Source organism: Streptomyces sp. NPDC002851 (genome assembly GCF_053591935.1).
Genome location: NZ_JBSFUT010000040.1, coordinates 1 through 14503, shown reverse-complemented (window position 1 = coordinate 14503; position 14503 = coordinate 1). Strand labels below are relative to the sequence as shown.

At 72.2% G+C, this 14503-nt stretch carries 11 protein-coding genes; 4 read left to right on the top strand and 7 right to left on the bottom strand.

Annotated features, from left to right (window positions below; genetic code table 11):
- Positions 1-4 precede the first annotated feature (4 nt).
- From ACWD10_RS31600 to ACWD10_RS31590, 3 genes are all read left to right on the top strand, one after another.
- Entirely contained in the window at positions 5-2659 is a 2655-nt protein-coding gene (locus ACWD10_RS31600) for a caspase family protein (protein WP_451097090.1), read from the top strand.
- On the top strand, positions 2656-4176 hold the full coding sequence (locus tag ACWD10_RS31595; protein ID WP_451097089.1) for an extracellular solute-binding protein: 1521 nt from the start codon (positions 2656-2658) through the stop codon (positions 4174-4176). The genes ACWD10_RS31600 and ACWD10_RS31595 overlap by 4 nt, the downstream gene beginning before the upstream one ends.
- A 168-nt stretch (positions 4177-4344) precedes the next feature.
- Positions 4345-5226: an SGNH/GDSL hydrolase family protein gene (locus ACWD10_RS31590; RefSeq protein WP_451097088.1), complete on the top strand. Its 882-nt coding sequence runs from the start codon at positions 4345-4347 to the stop codon at positions 5224-5226.
- Positions 5227-5252: 26 nt separating this feature from the next.
- Here ACWD10_RS31590 and arsM read toward each other — a convergent pair whose 3' ends face one another.
- From arsM to ACWD10_RS31575, 3 genes are all read right to left on the bottom strand, one after another.
- Entirely contained in the window at positions 5253-6017 is a 765-nt protein-coding gene (gene arsM, locus ACWD10_RS31585) for an arsenite methyltransferase (protein WP_451097087.1), read from the bottom strand.
- A gap of 158 nt (positions 6018-6175) precedes the next feature.
- Positions 6176-7252: a S1 family peptidase gene (locus ACWD10_RS31580; protein ID WP_451097086.1), complete on the bottom strand. Its 1077-nt coding sequence runs from the start codon at positions 7250-7252 to the stop codon at positions 6176-6178.
- A 162-nt stretch (positions 7253-7414) separates the two neighbouring features.
- Positions 7415-7840 (bottom strand): cupin domain-containing protein, encoded by a 426-nt coding sequence (locus tag ACWD10_RS31575; protein WP_451097085.1) that lies wholly within the window; start codon positions 7838-7840, stop codon positions 7415-7417.
- 132 nt (positions 7841-7972) lie between these two features.
- Here ACWD10_RS31575 and ACWD10_RS31570 point away from each other — a divergent pair, with 132 nt between their 5' ends.
- Entirely contained in the window at positions 7973-8731 is a 759-nt protein-coding gene (locus ACWD10_RS31570) for an SDR family NAD(P)-dependent oxidoreductase (protein WP_451097084.1), read from the top strand.
- Between the two features lie 39 nt (positions 8732-8770).
- Here the strand turns inward: ACWD10_RS31570 and ACWD10_RS31565 are convergent, their stop codons facing one another.
- The 4 genes from ACWD10_RS31565 to ACWD10_RS31550 form a co-directional block, all read right to left on the bottom strand.
- Positions 8771-9607, bottom strand: coding sequence for an N-formylglutamate amidohydrolase (locus ACWD10_RS31565; protein ID WP_451097083.1), 837 nt, complete (start codon positions 9605-9607; stop codon positions 8771-8773).
- Entirely contained in the window at positions 9604-10590 is a 987-nt protein-coding gene (locus ACWD10_RS31560) for a DUF3048 domain-containing protein (protein WP_451097082.1), read from the bottom strand. Before ACWD10_RS31560 ends, ACWD10_RS31565 begins: the two co-directional genes overlap by 4 nt.
- Before the next feature lie 61 nt (positions 10591-10651).
- Positions 10652-12175 (bottom strand): right-handed parallel beta-helix repeat-containing protein, encoded by a 1524-nt coding sequence (locus ACWD10_RS31555; RefSeq protein WP_451097081.1) that lies wholly within the window; start codon positions 12173-12175, stop codon positions 10652-10654.
- Between the two features lie 147 nt (positions 12176-12322).
- Positions 12323-14140, bottom strand: a complete 1818-nt coding sequence (locus tag ACWD10_RS31550) for a hydroxysqualene dehydroxylase (protein ID WP_451097080.1) — start codon at positions 14138-14140, stop codon at positions 12323-12325.
- Positions 14141-14503 lie beyond the last annotated feature (363 nt).

Here is a 14503-nt window from a genome sequence, read left to right as displayed (position 1 = left end):
CGCGATGGAGCGGACGTCCGACCCAGGCCCCGGTCCGGGGGAGCCGGTCAACCGCGCGCTGCTGATCGGGGTGTGGGACTACACGCATCCGCGGCCGGTGCACGACAGGAAGGACGTGCTCGGGGACATCGGCGCGGTACGCCACAATCTGGCCCGGCTCGGCGCGGCCCTGGCGGACGGCGGCGTCTTCGACGTCGAGGTCTGCGAGAACCCCGGCCTCGACGAGTGCGACGCGGCGATCCAGCGGGCCCGCGACGCCGCCGACGGGGTGCTCCTGGTCTACTTCGCCGGGCACGGCATCCTCGCCCACGGCCACCAGGACCGGCTCCTGCTCGGGCTCAGGGACGCCCGGATCGAGGGCGGCCAGGCGCTCAGCTATCCGGGCTGGGCGGTCTGGTCCGACCTGCTTCCGATGCTCAGCCAGAGCAAGGCCGAGCGCGTGGTGGCGATCCTCGACTGCTGCTACTCCGGCCATGCGTCCGCCGCCTGGGACCGGCTGCCCGAGGAGCCGCGGCGGAAGACCTCGCTGCTCTGGTCGGTCCAGCGGCAGCAGCGGACCGACGCGGGGGACGCGGATACGCCGACGCCGTACACCGAGCAGCTGGTCCGGCTCCTCCGCGAGGGCACACCCGTTCTCCGCGCGGGCGCCCCCGAAGGCGCCACGCTGCGCGGCCTGGCCCGGGACCTCGGGGCGTACATGGAACGCCACCACACCACGCTCAACCCGCGGGTGCCCTGGATGCCCGGCCACAACATCGTGTCCGCCCACGAGGACCTGCTCCTCGCCCGCGGCGGGCCCGGCCCCCGCCGCCCCCTCTTCGTCCCCCCGGCGCCGCTGCCGGACGAACCGGAGCCCTCCGGCGGTACGGAGGAGCAGAACGCACGTACGGGCGCGAAGACGGAGGTCGAACGTCCGCTCTGGCGGCGCCTTTTGCTGCCCGGCGCCGTACTGCTCGGCCTCGGCGGCGGCCTGGCCGCCGCCCTGTGGCTGTTCCTGGGCGGCGCGCCCGCCGCCTGCGGCACCGCGCGGGAGCTGCGGCTGCTCACCGACCCCGAGCTGGAGTCCACCGTGCGCGCCGCCGCGGACCGGTACCTCAACTCCCCGGAGAACAGGACCGAGGACGGCTGCCGGCGCAGCGGCATCACCGTGTTCAGCGCGGGCGCCGACGACGCGGTGGTGGCGTTCCGGGACCACTACGAGGAGTGGAAGCAGCCCCCGGTGCAGGGCGGCGGCGACCGCAGGAACCCGGTGGGCGACGTGGGGCCGCAGCCCGACATCTGGATCCCCGCCTCGGCCACCAGCGCCGAGCGGGCCAAGAAGCCCGACGGCCAGCCCGCGTTCGTACGGTTCGACGCCCCGGTGCCACTGGCCTCGTCCCGGATCGTGCTCGCCATGCCCGACACGTCAGCGGACAAGGACGGCGGGGGCGAGGGCAATAACGACAAAAACGACAAATACGAGGGCAATAACGACAGCAACGGCGCCGTCCCCGAGGCCACCGGCCGCATCGATGAGCTCATCCGCGAGCTGCGCGCCCGCGACCCGCAGGCCGAAGTGCGCCGCGCCGACCCGGAGTTCACCGGCTCCGCGCTGCTCGCCACCGTGGGCCTGTACGCCGGAGCGGCCGACCCGGCCGCCGCCGAGCGCCGTGTCGCGCAGCCCGGGGTGCGCTCGCTGACCGGGGAGCGGCTCCTGTGCGACCTGGCCGAGGACGGGGCCCAGGACCGGCACACCGCCGTGCTCGTGCCCGAGTTCGTGCTCCGTACCACCAGCGACTGCCGCTGGGGCGCGGGCACCCGCCGCACCGTCGCCTACCCCGAGGGCACCCCGGTGCTCGACCCCGCGTTCGTACGGGTCCGCTGGGACGCCGCCGAACGGGACAAGCAGGAGCGGGACGATGCCGTCGCCGGGTTCCTGGCGTGGCTGCGCAGCGCGGACGGCGGGCAGAAGGTGTTCGCGGAGCACGGATTCCGGGGACCCACCGCGGGACAGGGCCCCGCCGCGGGACAGGGCCGCGCCGACACCGCCGCGGTCGACGCCGCGCTCAAGGAGTACCGCAGGGCCAACGGGGCGGGCCGGGTCCTCTTCCTGCTCGACAGCTCCGGCTCCATGGCCGACCTGTGGGAGGGCACCGGCGGCGCCCCGAACGTCCTCGCCCAGTCCTTCGACGGCCTCGGCCGCGACGACGAGTACGCCGTGTGGGCCATGGCATCGCCGGACGGCGCCGACCGCGCGTACGACCCGCTGTTCTCCTTCACGCGGTACGGGGACGGGGCGCGGGACAAGGACGTACGCAAGGCCGACGTGGCGCAGGAGTGGCAGGCCGACCCGGGACCGGCGCTGCGGGCCGCCCTGGAGGAGACCGCGCGGCGCGGCACCGACGACACCCGCCCTTCGCTCGTCGTCCTCCTCACCGACGACGAGGACAACGCCCGGATGAGCAAGGGCGAACAGGACGACCTGGTGGCGTACGCGGGCAGGACCGAGGTCCCCGTGGTGGTGGCCTCCTTCGACAGCGGCGGCTGCACCGAGGGCGGCTTCGACGACCGCATCGCCCTGGCGAGCGGCGGGCGGTGCCTGTCCCCGGGCAACAGCGACGACCTCACCGCGGCGCTGCGCAACGAGGTCGCCCGGGTCGGATCGGGGGAGCAGGCGTGAGGTACCGCGAAGGCAGCGACAGCGGCAAGCGTAGGACGGTTCGGGTGCGGCGGGCCGCGCTCGTGGGTGCCGTGCTCGGCGCCCTGCTCGCCGCGGCCGCCTGCACCGGCGGCGGCCCGGACGGGGGCGGGCCCGACGGTCCGCCCTCGGCGCTCACCGACGGCGTGGACGACTCGTTGCCGCTGCTCGTGGCCACCGGCCGGGACGTGACGCCGCGCGGCGGTGTGCGGCAGCGGCTGGTCGACGCGTGGAACCGGCAGCCGGGGCACCGCAAGGCCCGCCTGGTGCCGCTGCCCGGCTCGGCCGACGAGCAGCGCAGTCAGATCATGGGCGCGCTCCAGTCCGGCAGCGCGCACTACGACGCCGTGAACCTGGACGTCACCTGGGTCCCGGAGTTCGCCGAGGCGGGCCTGATCCGCCCGTTCAGTGCGGCGGACGCGAAGAAGTACGTCGACAACGGCGATGTGATCGGGCCGGTCGCCGAGACCGCGCGCTGGGACGGCCAGGTGTACGCGGTGCCCTTCAACAGCGATGTGGGCCTGCTCTACTACCGCAGCGATTTCTTGCGCGCGGCCAATCAGGACCTGGGCCCCGTCGGCCGTGCCGAGAACGGCGGCGCGAGCACCGGGGATCCGGAACGGCGGCTCGGCCGGGCCGAGCAGCGGCGGCTCGCGGAGCGGGTCGAGCGGGCGGCCGACGCTGACACCGCCCCCGACCTCGAACAGCACTGGACCACCCAGTTGGACGACTACGAGGGCCTGACCGTCAACGCGATCGAGGCGTTCGCCTCCGCCCGCGACGACTTCGCGGTCACCGACGAGCAGGGCCGCTACATCGCCGACCGGCAGCAACTCGAGGACGGTGTCGAGGAGTTCACCGCCCGCACCGCACACGTCCTGGGGTCCGCGCACGACTCCCACGAGGCCGAGTCCCTGGAGGACTTCGTCAAGGGCCGTACGACGTTTCTGCGGCACTGGCCGTACGCGTACGGGGCGCTGCACCAGTCCCTCAAGCCGGACCAGGTCGGCGTCACGCGGCTGCCCGGCAGGGCGGTGCTCGGCGGGCAGAACCTCGCCGTGGTGAGCCGTACGACCGACGAGCGGGCCGCCGAGGCCAGAGAGCTGATCGAGTTCCTGACCGGTCCGGAGAGCGAACGCTGTCTCCTGGAGGCCGGGTTCGCCGCCACTCGCGAGTCCGCCTACCGCGAGGGCACGGCGTGCCGGTCCGGTGACGGCGGCCCGCAAGCGTCCGCGACCGGTGGCCCGTCGGCGCCGCCGGGCGAGAGCATCGACCGGATGCCGCGCGACGCGTCCGGCCGTCCCCGGTACGCGATGACGCTGCTCGCCGCCCTGGAGGACGCCGTACTGCGGCCGCGTACGCCCTTCTACGGGGCCTTCACGCAGGTCGTCACCACGGAGCTGCGCAAGCTCCACACCGACAAGTCGCCGCCGTCGAGCGCCGAGGTCGCCGCGGCCCTGGACGAGGAACTGGCCCGGGTCCTGCCCGGCCCCGAGTGAGCCACCGCCTGCTCAGCCGCCCACAGCGCCCGTTCCGCCGGATGTACGCATCTGAACAATTACTCGGTGCACGCTTATTGACGCAGATTCAAACCCGTCAGTAACTTCAGGCTTCAAGTTCGCGTCGCCCCCACCTCGCCCCCATCGCAGGATGCGAAGGAGCCGCACATGACCGCCCGTTTCCCCGTGCGTGGAACATTGGCCACCCTGGCCGCAGGAACCCTGACCCTGGGGCTCGCGCTACCGGCCGGCGCGGCCGAATCCGCATCCGAGCCGCTGAACTATGTCGCCCTGGGCGACAGTTACAGCGCGGGCTCCGGGATCCTGCCGCTCGACCCGAAGGCGCCGCTGCTCTGTGCGCGTACGACGCTCAACTACCCGAACGTCGTCGCCGACCGGACCGGCGCCGAGCTCACCGATGTGACCTGCGGCGGCGCCCAGACCAAGCACTTCGCCAACTCCCAGTACCCGGGGGTCGCGCCACAGCTCGACGCGCTCGACGCGGAGACGGACCTGGTGACCCTGACCATCGGGGGCAACGACAACAACACCTTCATCGGCGCGATCGTCGCCTGCGGCTCGGCCGGGCTGCTCTCCGGCGGCAAGGGCAGTCCGTGCAAGGACGCCAATGGCGACAAATACGTCAACGACATCGACAACAAGACCTATCCGGCGGTACGGGACGCCCTCGCCGCGATCAAGGAGAAGGCTCCCAACGCGCGCGTCGCGGTGCTCGGCTACCCGTGGATCATGCCGCCCGAGGCGCAGCGTGGCTGCTTCATCAAGATGCCGGTCGCCGAGGGCGACGTGCCGTATCTGCGCGACATCCAGACCCACCTCAACACCGCCGTACGGAAGGCGGCGGAGGAGAACGGCGCCACCTACGTCGACATGGAAGCGGCGTCCGAGGGCCACGACGCCTGCAAGCCCATGGGCACGCGCTGGATCGAACCGGTCCTGTTCGGGACGGACTTCGTCCCCGTGCACCCGAACGCGCTCGGCGAGTCGAAGATGGCCGAGCGCGTCCTGGAGGACCTCGACCTGGGCTGAGCCTTACAGGTGTGAGACGTCAGGTGTCAGGCGGCCTCGGCAGGTTTGACCGCCCGCACGATGGTGGCGTGCATCCCGTCCGCCACCTCGTGCGTCGGTACGAGCTCCACCTGCGTGAACCCGGCGGCCGTCAGGCCCGCGCGGTACTCGGCGAAGGACAGCGCGCCCGCGACGCACCCCACGTAGTCGCCGCGCTCGGCCCGCTGCTGAGGCGTGAGCCGGTCCTCGGCCACCACGTCCGAGACGCCGACCCGGCCGCCGGGCGCCAGGACCCGGAACATCTCGGCGAACACCGCGGGCTTGTCGGTCGACAGATTGATCACGCAGTTCGAGATCACCACGTCGACCGCGGTGTCGGGCAGCGGCACGGCCTCGATGGTGCCCTTGAGGAACTCGACGTTCTCGGCCCCGGCCTTGCGCGCGTTCGCCCGCGCGAGGTCCAGCATCTCGTCCGTCATGTCCAGGCCGTACGCCCGCCCGCCGGGCCCGACCCGCCGGGCGGAGAGCAGCACGTCGATGCCGCCGCCCGAGCCGAGGTCCAACACCCGCTCGCCCGCGCGCAGTTCGGCCACGGCCAACGGGTTGCCGCAGCCGAGCGAGGTCGCGACGGCCTCGGCGGGAAGGTCCGCGCGGTCCTCGGCGCCGTAGAGCCCGGACCCGAAGTTCTCGTCGACCTCCACGGCCTCCGGCGTGCAACAGCCGGTGCCGCCCGACGTGACCTTCTGGGCGGCCGCGGCGTACCCGGCGCGTACCTGCTCGCGCAGGTCGTCCGGGGTGGTGTTCGGTGCCATGGGACACCTCCTGTATTGATGCTTATCGATGCCTGCGAAACCAAGAGTGCTCCTTGTTTCGGCATACGTCAATACAGGCTCGTCGCGCGCACTGAAAGATCCCCACGGCCGCGCGGGCCGTGGGGATCCGTCGGTCGGATGGTCGGATGGTGCCGCGCTTACGGAAGCGTCGCGCCGTACGCCGAGAGCGCGTCCGGTACCGGCTGGAAGAAGGTCTGGCCGCCGGAGGAGCAGTTGCCGCTGCCGCCGGAGGTCAGGCCGAGCGCGTCGCCGCCCGCGAACATGGCGCCGCCGCTGTCGCCCGGCTCGGCGCAGACATCGGTCTGGATCAGGCCGTTCACGGTGCCCTGCGGGTAGCTCACCGAGACGTCGAGCGCCTGGACCGAGCCGTCGTGCAGCTGGGTGGTGCTGCCGCTGCGCTGTACCTGCTCGCCGACGACCGCCTCACGGGCGCCGGTGATCTCCTGAGTGCTGCCGTTGTAGAGGTTGACCTCGCTCGGGTGCGGGACGTCGGCGACGTACTTCACGAGGGCCATGTCGGCGCCGGGGAAGGTGTAGTCGACGGTCTCGCCGACGGTCTGGCCGCCCTGTGTGTCGGACCAGCTGGACCCGGCCAGGGCCGGGCAGTGGCCCGCGGTGAGGAAGTGCGGTGCGCCGTTCACGGTGACGTTGAAGCCGAGCGAGCAGCGGCCGCCGGAGGTGTAGATGGCGTCCCCGCCGGAGAGCAGCGGCTTGAACGCACCGGCCGTGTGCCGTAGCACGGCCTTGCCGTCCTGGGCGGCGATGTCGCGCTTGAGCTCCTTGAGGGCGGCGCCCTTGACCGTGTTGTCGGCGGTGACGACGACCTGGTTGGTCACCGGGTCCACGGCGCGGGCGGTGCCCGGCACGGCGGTCTCGGTGAGGGCGTCCTTGGCCGCCGTCAGCTCGCTCGTGCTGTGCTCGACGACCTTGGCCTCGGCCCCGGCCCGCCGGACCTCGGCGGCGGCGCTCCGGTCGGTGACGTTGACGACGAGCTTGTCGCTCTTGGCGTCGTAGTACGCGCCCGCCGCGTCGCCGCGCAGCTCCTCGGTCAGGGTGCCCGCGAGGTCGGCGGCCTCGGCGGAGGTCAGGGACTTCGGGGTGTGGGTGGGCTCCGCCGCGTTGGCGTTCACCATCGACAGGGAGCCGGTGACCAGGGCGGCGATGGCCGCCGCGGCCAGGGCGGTGCGCCGCTTGCCTGCGGTGTGGGGTCTCACTCAGTACCTCCATGGGGGGTGGGAGCCGCCCTGGGTGGGCGGTTCCTGGGAGTTACGTTCATGAGCACTGCCGACATGGGCGGCGGTGTGGTCGCGATGTGATTGTTGTGCCGTAGGTGCGCGCGGTCGCCGCGTCCATGTCAAGCAACGCGGCCGAGTCTACTACTGAGGTTCTGTGTTCTCCGTCTCCTTGAACCGACTTTCTTCCTCCGTGAGTTGGTACAGCTCGGGCACCGGCACCTTGATCGGCTCCTGGGTCGTCCGGGCGATCACCACGACCGCGGGTTCGTCCGGGTCCGGGTTCTCCTCGCGGTGCGGGACGAACGGCGGGACCAGGAAGAAGTCGCCGGGACGGCCCGCGAGTCGTACTTCCTGCGTGCCGTCGTGGAAGACGAACACGGGGTGACCGCTGACGACATAGATCCCCGCCTCCGAGTCGCCGTGATGGTGGTTGTCCGTCGAGCTCAACGGCGGGTTCTCCACCTTGCCCATCCACAGCCTCTTCGAGCCGACCGTGCCGCCGCTGAGGGCGGCGAAGCCGTCGAGTTGGTCCGAACGGACATGGTGGACGCGGTTGTTGATGGTCATCGCGTGCCCTCCTGCTTGATCGATGGCCTTGGGTGGGCAACAGATTGCGACCACTGCCCCTCCGGCGGCAACTGACATTGCCGGAATGGCAAGCCGGTTTCGAGCAGGTCCGGAACCGGGGAACCAACCCCCATGACACCAGCCGCCCGCTTCACCGACCGCGTAGCCGTCATCACCGGCGCCGCCTCCGGCATCGGCGCCGCCACCGCCGAGCGCCTGGCCGCCGAGGGCGCCGCCGTCGTACTCACCGACGTCGCCGCCGACCGCGGCGCGGAGTGCGCCGAGGCGCTGCGACGCCGCGGCCACCGCGCCGAGTTCGTCCCGGCCGACGCCGCCGACCCCGGCGACTGGGAGCGCGTCGCGGCCGCCGCCCGCGCCCTCGGCCCGGTCTCCGTCCTCGTCAGCAACGCCTATACGGTCGACCGCCGCCCCGCCCACGAACTCACCCTGGACTCCTGGAACCGCCAGCTCGCCGTGAACCTCACGGCCGGCTTCCTCGGCTTCAAGGCCCTGCACGCCGACCTCGCGGAACACCACGGCGCCGTCGTCCTCACCTCCTCGGTGCAGGCCCGCACGGGCATCCCCGGGCATCCCGCCTACGCCGCGACCAAGGGCGCGCTCCTCTCGCTCTGCTCCCAACTCGCCGTCGAGTACGGCCCGGACGTACGGGTCAACGCGGTACTCCCCGGCCCGATCCGCACCCCCGCCTGGGACGGCCTGCCGGACGAGGACCGGGCCCGCACCGAGGCGGCCACCGTGGCGGGACGCCTCGGCAACCCGGAGGAGGTGGCGGCGGCCATCGCGTTCCTGGCGGCCGCGGAGGCGGCGTACATCACGGGCACGAGCCTGGTGGTCGACGGCGGCTGGAGCGTGACCAAGGACTCGGCCTGACAGGGCAGTTGTGCGATACGGGTGACCTGGGCCCTGTCGTCAAACTCCCGCCCCCACCGCCTCCACCAGCTCCGCGAGCGCCGCCCCGAGCCGCGCCACCCCCGCCTCGTCCGCCGGACCGCCCGGCTCCGCCATGTACCCGTCGCGCCGGATCTCGACCATCAGGGCATGGACCCGGGGCTCCCGACCGTAGAACCGCAGCGGCACATACGTACCGGCGAAGGGGCTGTCGATCCCCGTGCCACCGCACCCCGCGAACGCCGCCTCGGCGCGGGCCAGGAGCTCCGGCGGGGTGTGGAAGCGGTCCGTACCGAGGCAGACCGGTGGCCGGGGACCGTCGCCGTGCAGCTCGTAGGGGAGCCGCTCGGTCGGATACGAGTGCACGTCGACGATCACCACGCGCCCCGCCGCGTCGAGCCGCTCCGCGACCGCCGCCGTCATCGCATCGGCGTACGGATGGAAGTACCGGTCGAGCAGCGGCTCCGGGTCGAAGCCGGGCGGCCGGAGCGGCTCCCGGTGGGTGGTGCGGGTGTAGACCGCGCCCATGCCGACCGCGGTCATCTCCTCGTGCTCGTCCGGAAACCGCTCCGGGTCGATCACAAGCCGTGAGAGGCGGTTGACGAACTGCCACGGCGTGACGGTGGCGACCGCCGCCGCGCGGGCCGCGATCAGGTCGGTGTGCCCATCGGTGATGTGGTCGAGCTCCCGCCCGAGCGCCGCGTCGTCGAGCACGATCCCGCCGCGTACCGCGTCCGGGACGGTTCGTGCGGAGTGCGGCACGTGCAGCAGGACGGGCGAGTCGGCGGCCCCGGGCAGCAGCGCGAAGCCGGGTGAGGGCGGACCGTGGTGGCGGGAGGAGTGCGTGGCGGGTATCAACGGTCCGCGTACACCACCCACACCTGGCCGGTCGCGAACGGCATCGGCTCGCCGTTGTTCTGCGTGAACGTCGTGCCGGAATCCGCCGTCGGCCGCTGCCACTTCGTCTCGTACGCCTTGCCGTCGCGCAGCACCGTCGCCGGGCCGCTGCCGACGGTCTTGATGTACGGCGTCGCGGTGCCGTTGACGTCCTTGTACTTGGACGGCGGCATGTCCACGTGCTGGATCACGACGGTGCGGGCGCTCAGCTGCTCCCCGTTCGCCTGCCGTGCCGGTTCGTCGTCGAACGACACCCGCCAGCGGTCGACGGACGGCGACCACGTGAACGTATGGCTGGCCGCGCGGTAGCGCACCGTGCGCTGCTCGGTCGGCTCGCCGCCGCTGGGAGCGGCACCGAAGCGGAAGCCGATGTCGGAGGCGCGGTCGGCGTTCGGCGCGGACTTGAGGACCGCGTCCGGGCGGACGTACAGGTTGTGCGGCGCGCGGCGGTCCTCGTCGCGGAAGTAGGCGCTCGGCAGCCGGCCGTGCGAGCGCAGCTCGATCGGGGACTCCTCCAGGAGAGACCGCAGGTCGCTGCGCACCCCGGAGTAGGCGAGCGCGGGACGGCCGAACTGGCGCAGCAGCTCCACATCGGACTCGCGGGCGCTGCGCACCGGCCCGACGGACGACGGCCGTTCGCCCGCGTACACGCCCATGAGACGGCTCAGGCCGTACTCGACCTTCTCGACATAGACGATGTCGGCCTTCTCCAGGCCGGTGTGCGGCCGGGCCGCGGGCGCGTTGTCGAACTTCACCGCGAGCACCTGCCCCGGCTTGCCCGGAAGGCCGGTGAAAGGCGACCGCTCGGACCGCTCCGCGGGCGGGGCGGCGTCACAGGACGCCGTGCCCACCTGTGTCCCGGCGACGGCGAATGTCGCCGCAGCGGCGAGGGCGAGCATCCGGGCTCTGCGAGAGCCCCTGGCGGCTATCGGTTTCGCTGTCATCGCAGCGCCTCCGTCCCCATGATGCCCCTATCTTCCTCCTTTTTCCCCTTTCCGGGAGGGGCTACCCCTGGTCCGCCCCGATGTTCGGGGGCTCGGGGACCGGGTTCCCGAAGTAGTCGTACGCCGTGCCGTCATCGTCCGCCGAGCCCGCGCCCCGGGCCGGGGAGCCCGGGCGCAGACGTACGTCGTCGGGGGCGGTCGGGGTGGGGGAGCGGAGGAGAGGGTCGGCGTTCACGGCCGCCGGGTCGCGGGGCTGCGCGGTATGCCAGTACAGATTGTTCGTGAACGTACTGACCGCGTCCTTGATCGGCGAACCGGCCCCGCTGGCCGCGCCCACGAAGATGTTGTCCTGGAAGGTGCTGCCGGACTGGCCGTTGTTGGAGACCAGGGGTGTGTCCGCGCGGTCGGTGACGATGGTGTTGCGGTAGATCCGGGTGTCGGTCGACGGATTGCAGACGACCGAGATGACGCCGTAAGGGTCCATCGTGTTGCGGTCGTTGATGCTGATGTTGTCGTGGAAGCGGTTGCCGTTGGTCGTCATCCCGGCGCCGTTGCAGACCAGGAGGAAGCCGCCCTCGTTGTCGTGGCTGTAGTTGTAGCGGTAGACGTTGCCGTTGTTGCCGCCGTCGAAGTCGAAAGCCATGGAGTCGCGGGTGCCGTGGCCGCCCGTCACCTCGTTGCGCTGGTACAGGACGTCGTCCGAATTCCAGGCCCAGATACCGGCGTTGTAGCCCGCCGAACGCATATTGAAGCCGTCGACGTAGTTCTCCTCCACGAGCGCGCCCTTGGCGGTCTGGACGACGATGCCGTCGCCGCCGACGTCACGGACCTGGTTGCCGCGCACCTCGAGCCCGGTGATCGCCTCCCAGCTGGTGCCGGGGCCCTCCGGGTGCTCGGGGCGGCGGCCCCAGGTCGAGGCCGTGCCGATGCCGGTACGGTCCACGTGCCGCACGGTCGAGTCCTCGATCCGGATGCCGTCGTACCGGGTGGGCACGGCCGCGCCACGGACGGTGAAGAGAATGCCGCCGGAGCCGTCCGCGTCCTTGATGTCGGCCCCGTTGACGTCGTGCACGTCCACGCCCTCGACCACGAAGTGCTCGGCCACGCCGTAGTCGGTGAGCTGCGCGAGCACCCCGGCACGGGGCTCGGTCGTGGTCGGGGCGCCGGTGTTGGAGACGTCGAGATGGCGCAGCTCCCAGTGTTCCGTGTTCGTCAGCAGCACGGTGGCGCGGGCCCCGGCGCCCTCCAGGTGTGGCTTGGCGCCCTGGCCGTACGCGTCGATCCGCACCGGCGCCCCGGGCGCGCCCGCACCCCGGGGCGCGAGCACCCCGGTGCACCGCGTGCCGCGCCGCAACAGGAGCCGGTCGCCCGGGGCGTAGGTGTGTGCGCTCGCCCGCTTCAGGGACCTCCAGGCGGTGCCCGGCGCGGTGCCGGATGCGGTGTCGTCACCGCGTGCGCAGTCCACGTGGTACGCGGTACCGGCCCTGCCACCGGGCCCCGGCGTGACTGCTGTGGCCGGGAGCGGGGCGGCGGCCGCGGCTGCGGCGAGGGCCGTGAGCAGGACGGTGGTGCGGCGCAGCGGCATGGGGTGCTCCGATCGACGAAGGCGCCGGACCCCGGAAAGCTAGCGGGGCCCGGCGGAAGACGCCCATGGACAAACCGGCGGCACTGTTGGACGGACGGACGGACGGACGGGTGGACGGGCGGGACCAGTCCCGCCCGCGGCCCGGGCTCAGCCCAGGTCGAAGGCGTTCGGCAGGCCGAGCCGGTAGCGGGTGCGGTCGTGCCGCTTCAGGGCCTCCAGCTCGGGGGCGCGGAAGAGCGGCGTCACCGTGCACCGCTCCGCGTCCGAACCGGCCCGGTCGAGCAGGGCGTTGACCGCCTGCCGGGCCGCCGCGTTGGCGCCCTCCATGGTGGCGAGGTCGATGTCGACGGCCACGTAGTCCCCCGCGAGGAAGAGGTTCGGTACGCGGGTCGCGGCCGACGGCCGATGGTGCAGCGTGCCCACGGGGTGGATCAGGAGCTCGTCCTCGTTGGTGGGCTGCGGTGTGCCGAGCCCGGAGACGCCCGGGTCCAGGAACCACGAGTGCAGCGCCCCGTCCCGCAGCACCGTCTTGCCGGTGTCGTTCAGGGCGGCCTTGAGCTGCGCCCACACCTCACGGGCCACCTCCTCACGGGTGCACTGCTTGGCCGTCTTCCCGTAGAGGATGCCTTCCTTGTCCCACTCGGAGATGTCCACCGACAGACAGTCCCTGGCCACGCCGTCGCCGTAGTCGGCGGGGAAGTCACGGTCCGGCCAGTGCTGCGCCTGGGCGATCGCGGTGAGCGACCAGGGCGAGTCGATGAGATTGAGATGCCCGTGCAGGATGGGCGTGGGCTCGGTGAGATAGAACTGGATTCCCGTCATCCAGTCGGTGCGCAGGGCATCGCAGCGCGCCAACTGCGGGTCAGCAGCGCGGAGTTCGGAGCTCCAGGTGCGGCGGGCGTGCTCGACGGGGAGCGCCGAGACGTAGTGGTCGGCGGTGATCCTACGGCGTACGCCGTCCGGGTCTTCGAGGACCGCGGCGGTGATGACCCCGCCCGCGCCCCCGTCCCCGCCCGCGCCCCCGTCCCCGTATGCCAGCTCGCGCAGCGTCCAGCCGAGCTTGAACTCGACGCCGAGGGAGCGGAGATGGGCCTCCCACGGGTCGATCCACGCCTCGTTCGTAGGGGCGTTGAGGATACGGTCCGGCGGGCCGTCCGCGCCGCGGCCCAGCGCGTTGAAGACGAACGCCTCGCCGAGCGTGCCCACCGTACGCGTGGACGCCTCCTCGGCCTTGGTGGCGACGATGTTACGGGTGACGCCGACCGCGAGGATGCGCTGATAGTCCTCCGACATCTGCTCCGCGCGCACGAACTCCCACCAGGGCGTGCGCTCCCACTCCTCGTCGCGGCGCTCGTCGCAGCTGGTCAGAAAGATGGCACAGCGGTTCACGAAGTACGCGGTCTCGTGCGGCGGCAGTCCGGCCGCGGTCTCCAGTACGGCGGTCAGGGCGCGCCGGATCTCGTCGAGCGTGAGCTGGGCGGGCTGGTGCCCCGGCCAGGGGAGAGGCAGGCGGATGTCCTCCTTGCCGGTGCGCGCGAAGGACATCTCGCGGGGGGCGACGAGGTTGTCCCAGACGCCGTTGTCGTTTCCGGGGAACGGGATGCGGCGCATCGTGTCGGGAAGGTTGTGGTAGATGCCGGGGATGAAGCGGAAGCCGTGCTCGCCGGGGAGTGGTTTGCGGCCACCTTTCGCGCTGTCCGGGACGTCCATGGAGCGGGCCTTGCCGCCGAGGGCCCGGCGCTCGTAGACGGTTACGGCGAAGCCGCGTTCGGCCAGTTCGTGGGCGGCGGTGAGGCCGGCTACGCCGCCGCCGAGGATGGCTACGGACGGGGGCTTGCTCCCGTCGGCCCCGGCTGCCCCGTCGGCGTTGGCCGTTCCGGCCAGGCCGAGTGCGGCCGTGCCGCCTGCGGCGATGGCTCCCGCGCCTGCCACGAATGCCCGTCGTGTGCTGCCTGTTGCGCTCACGCCGTGTCCCCCTCATGCCGAACTACCGTCGGTAACCGTGATGTTCGGCGGGGAGCATACGGGTGCGCCGGGTGAGGCGGAAGCTACGCGGGTGTCGTCGGCCACAGTTGGCGAGTTTTCTTTCCCCAGCCCCGCCCCTTCCCGTAATCCTGCGGAGCTTCGGGGTCGCTGCCCCCGGACCCCCCGCTCCTCAAACGCCGGAGGGGCTTGAATTCAGGGCTCCCGGGTGGGCGGGTGAACCTCGGCGTGCGGCCGTGCGGCAACTATCAGCCCGTCCGGCGTTTGAGGACGAGCGCTCCCCCAAGCTCTCAACTGCGTTCGAGCAGGGAGGTACCCCCCTGCGCGATATCTGCGGCGGGGTCC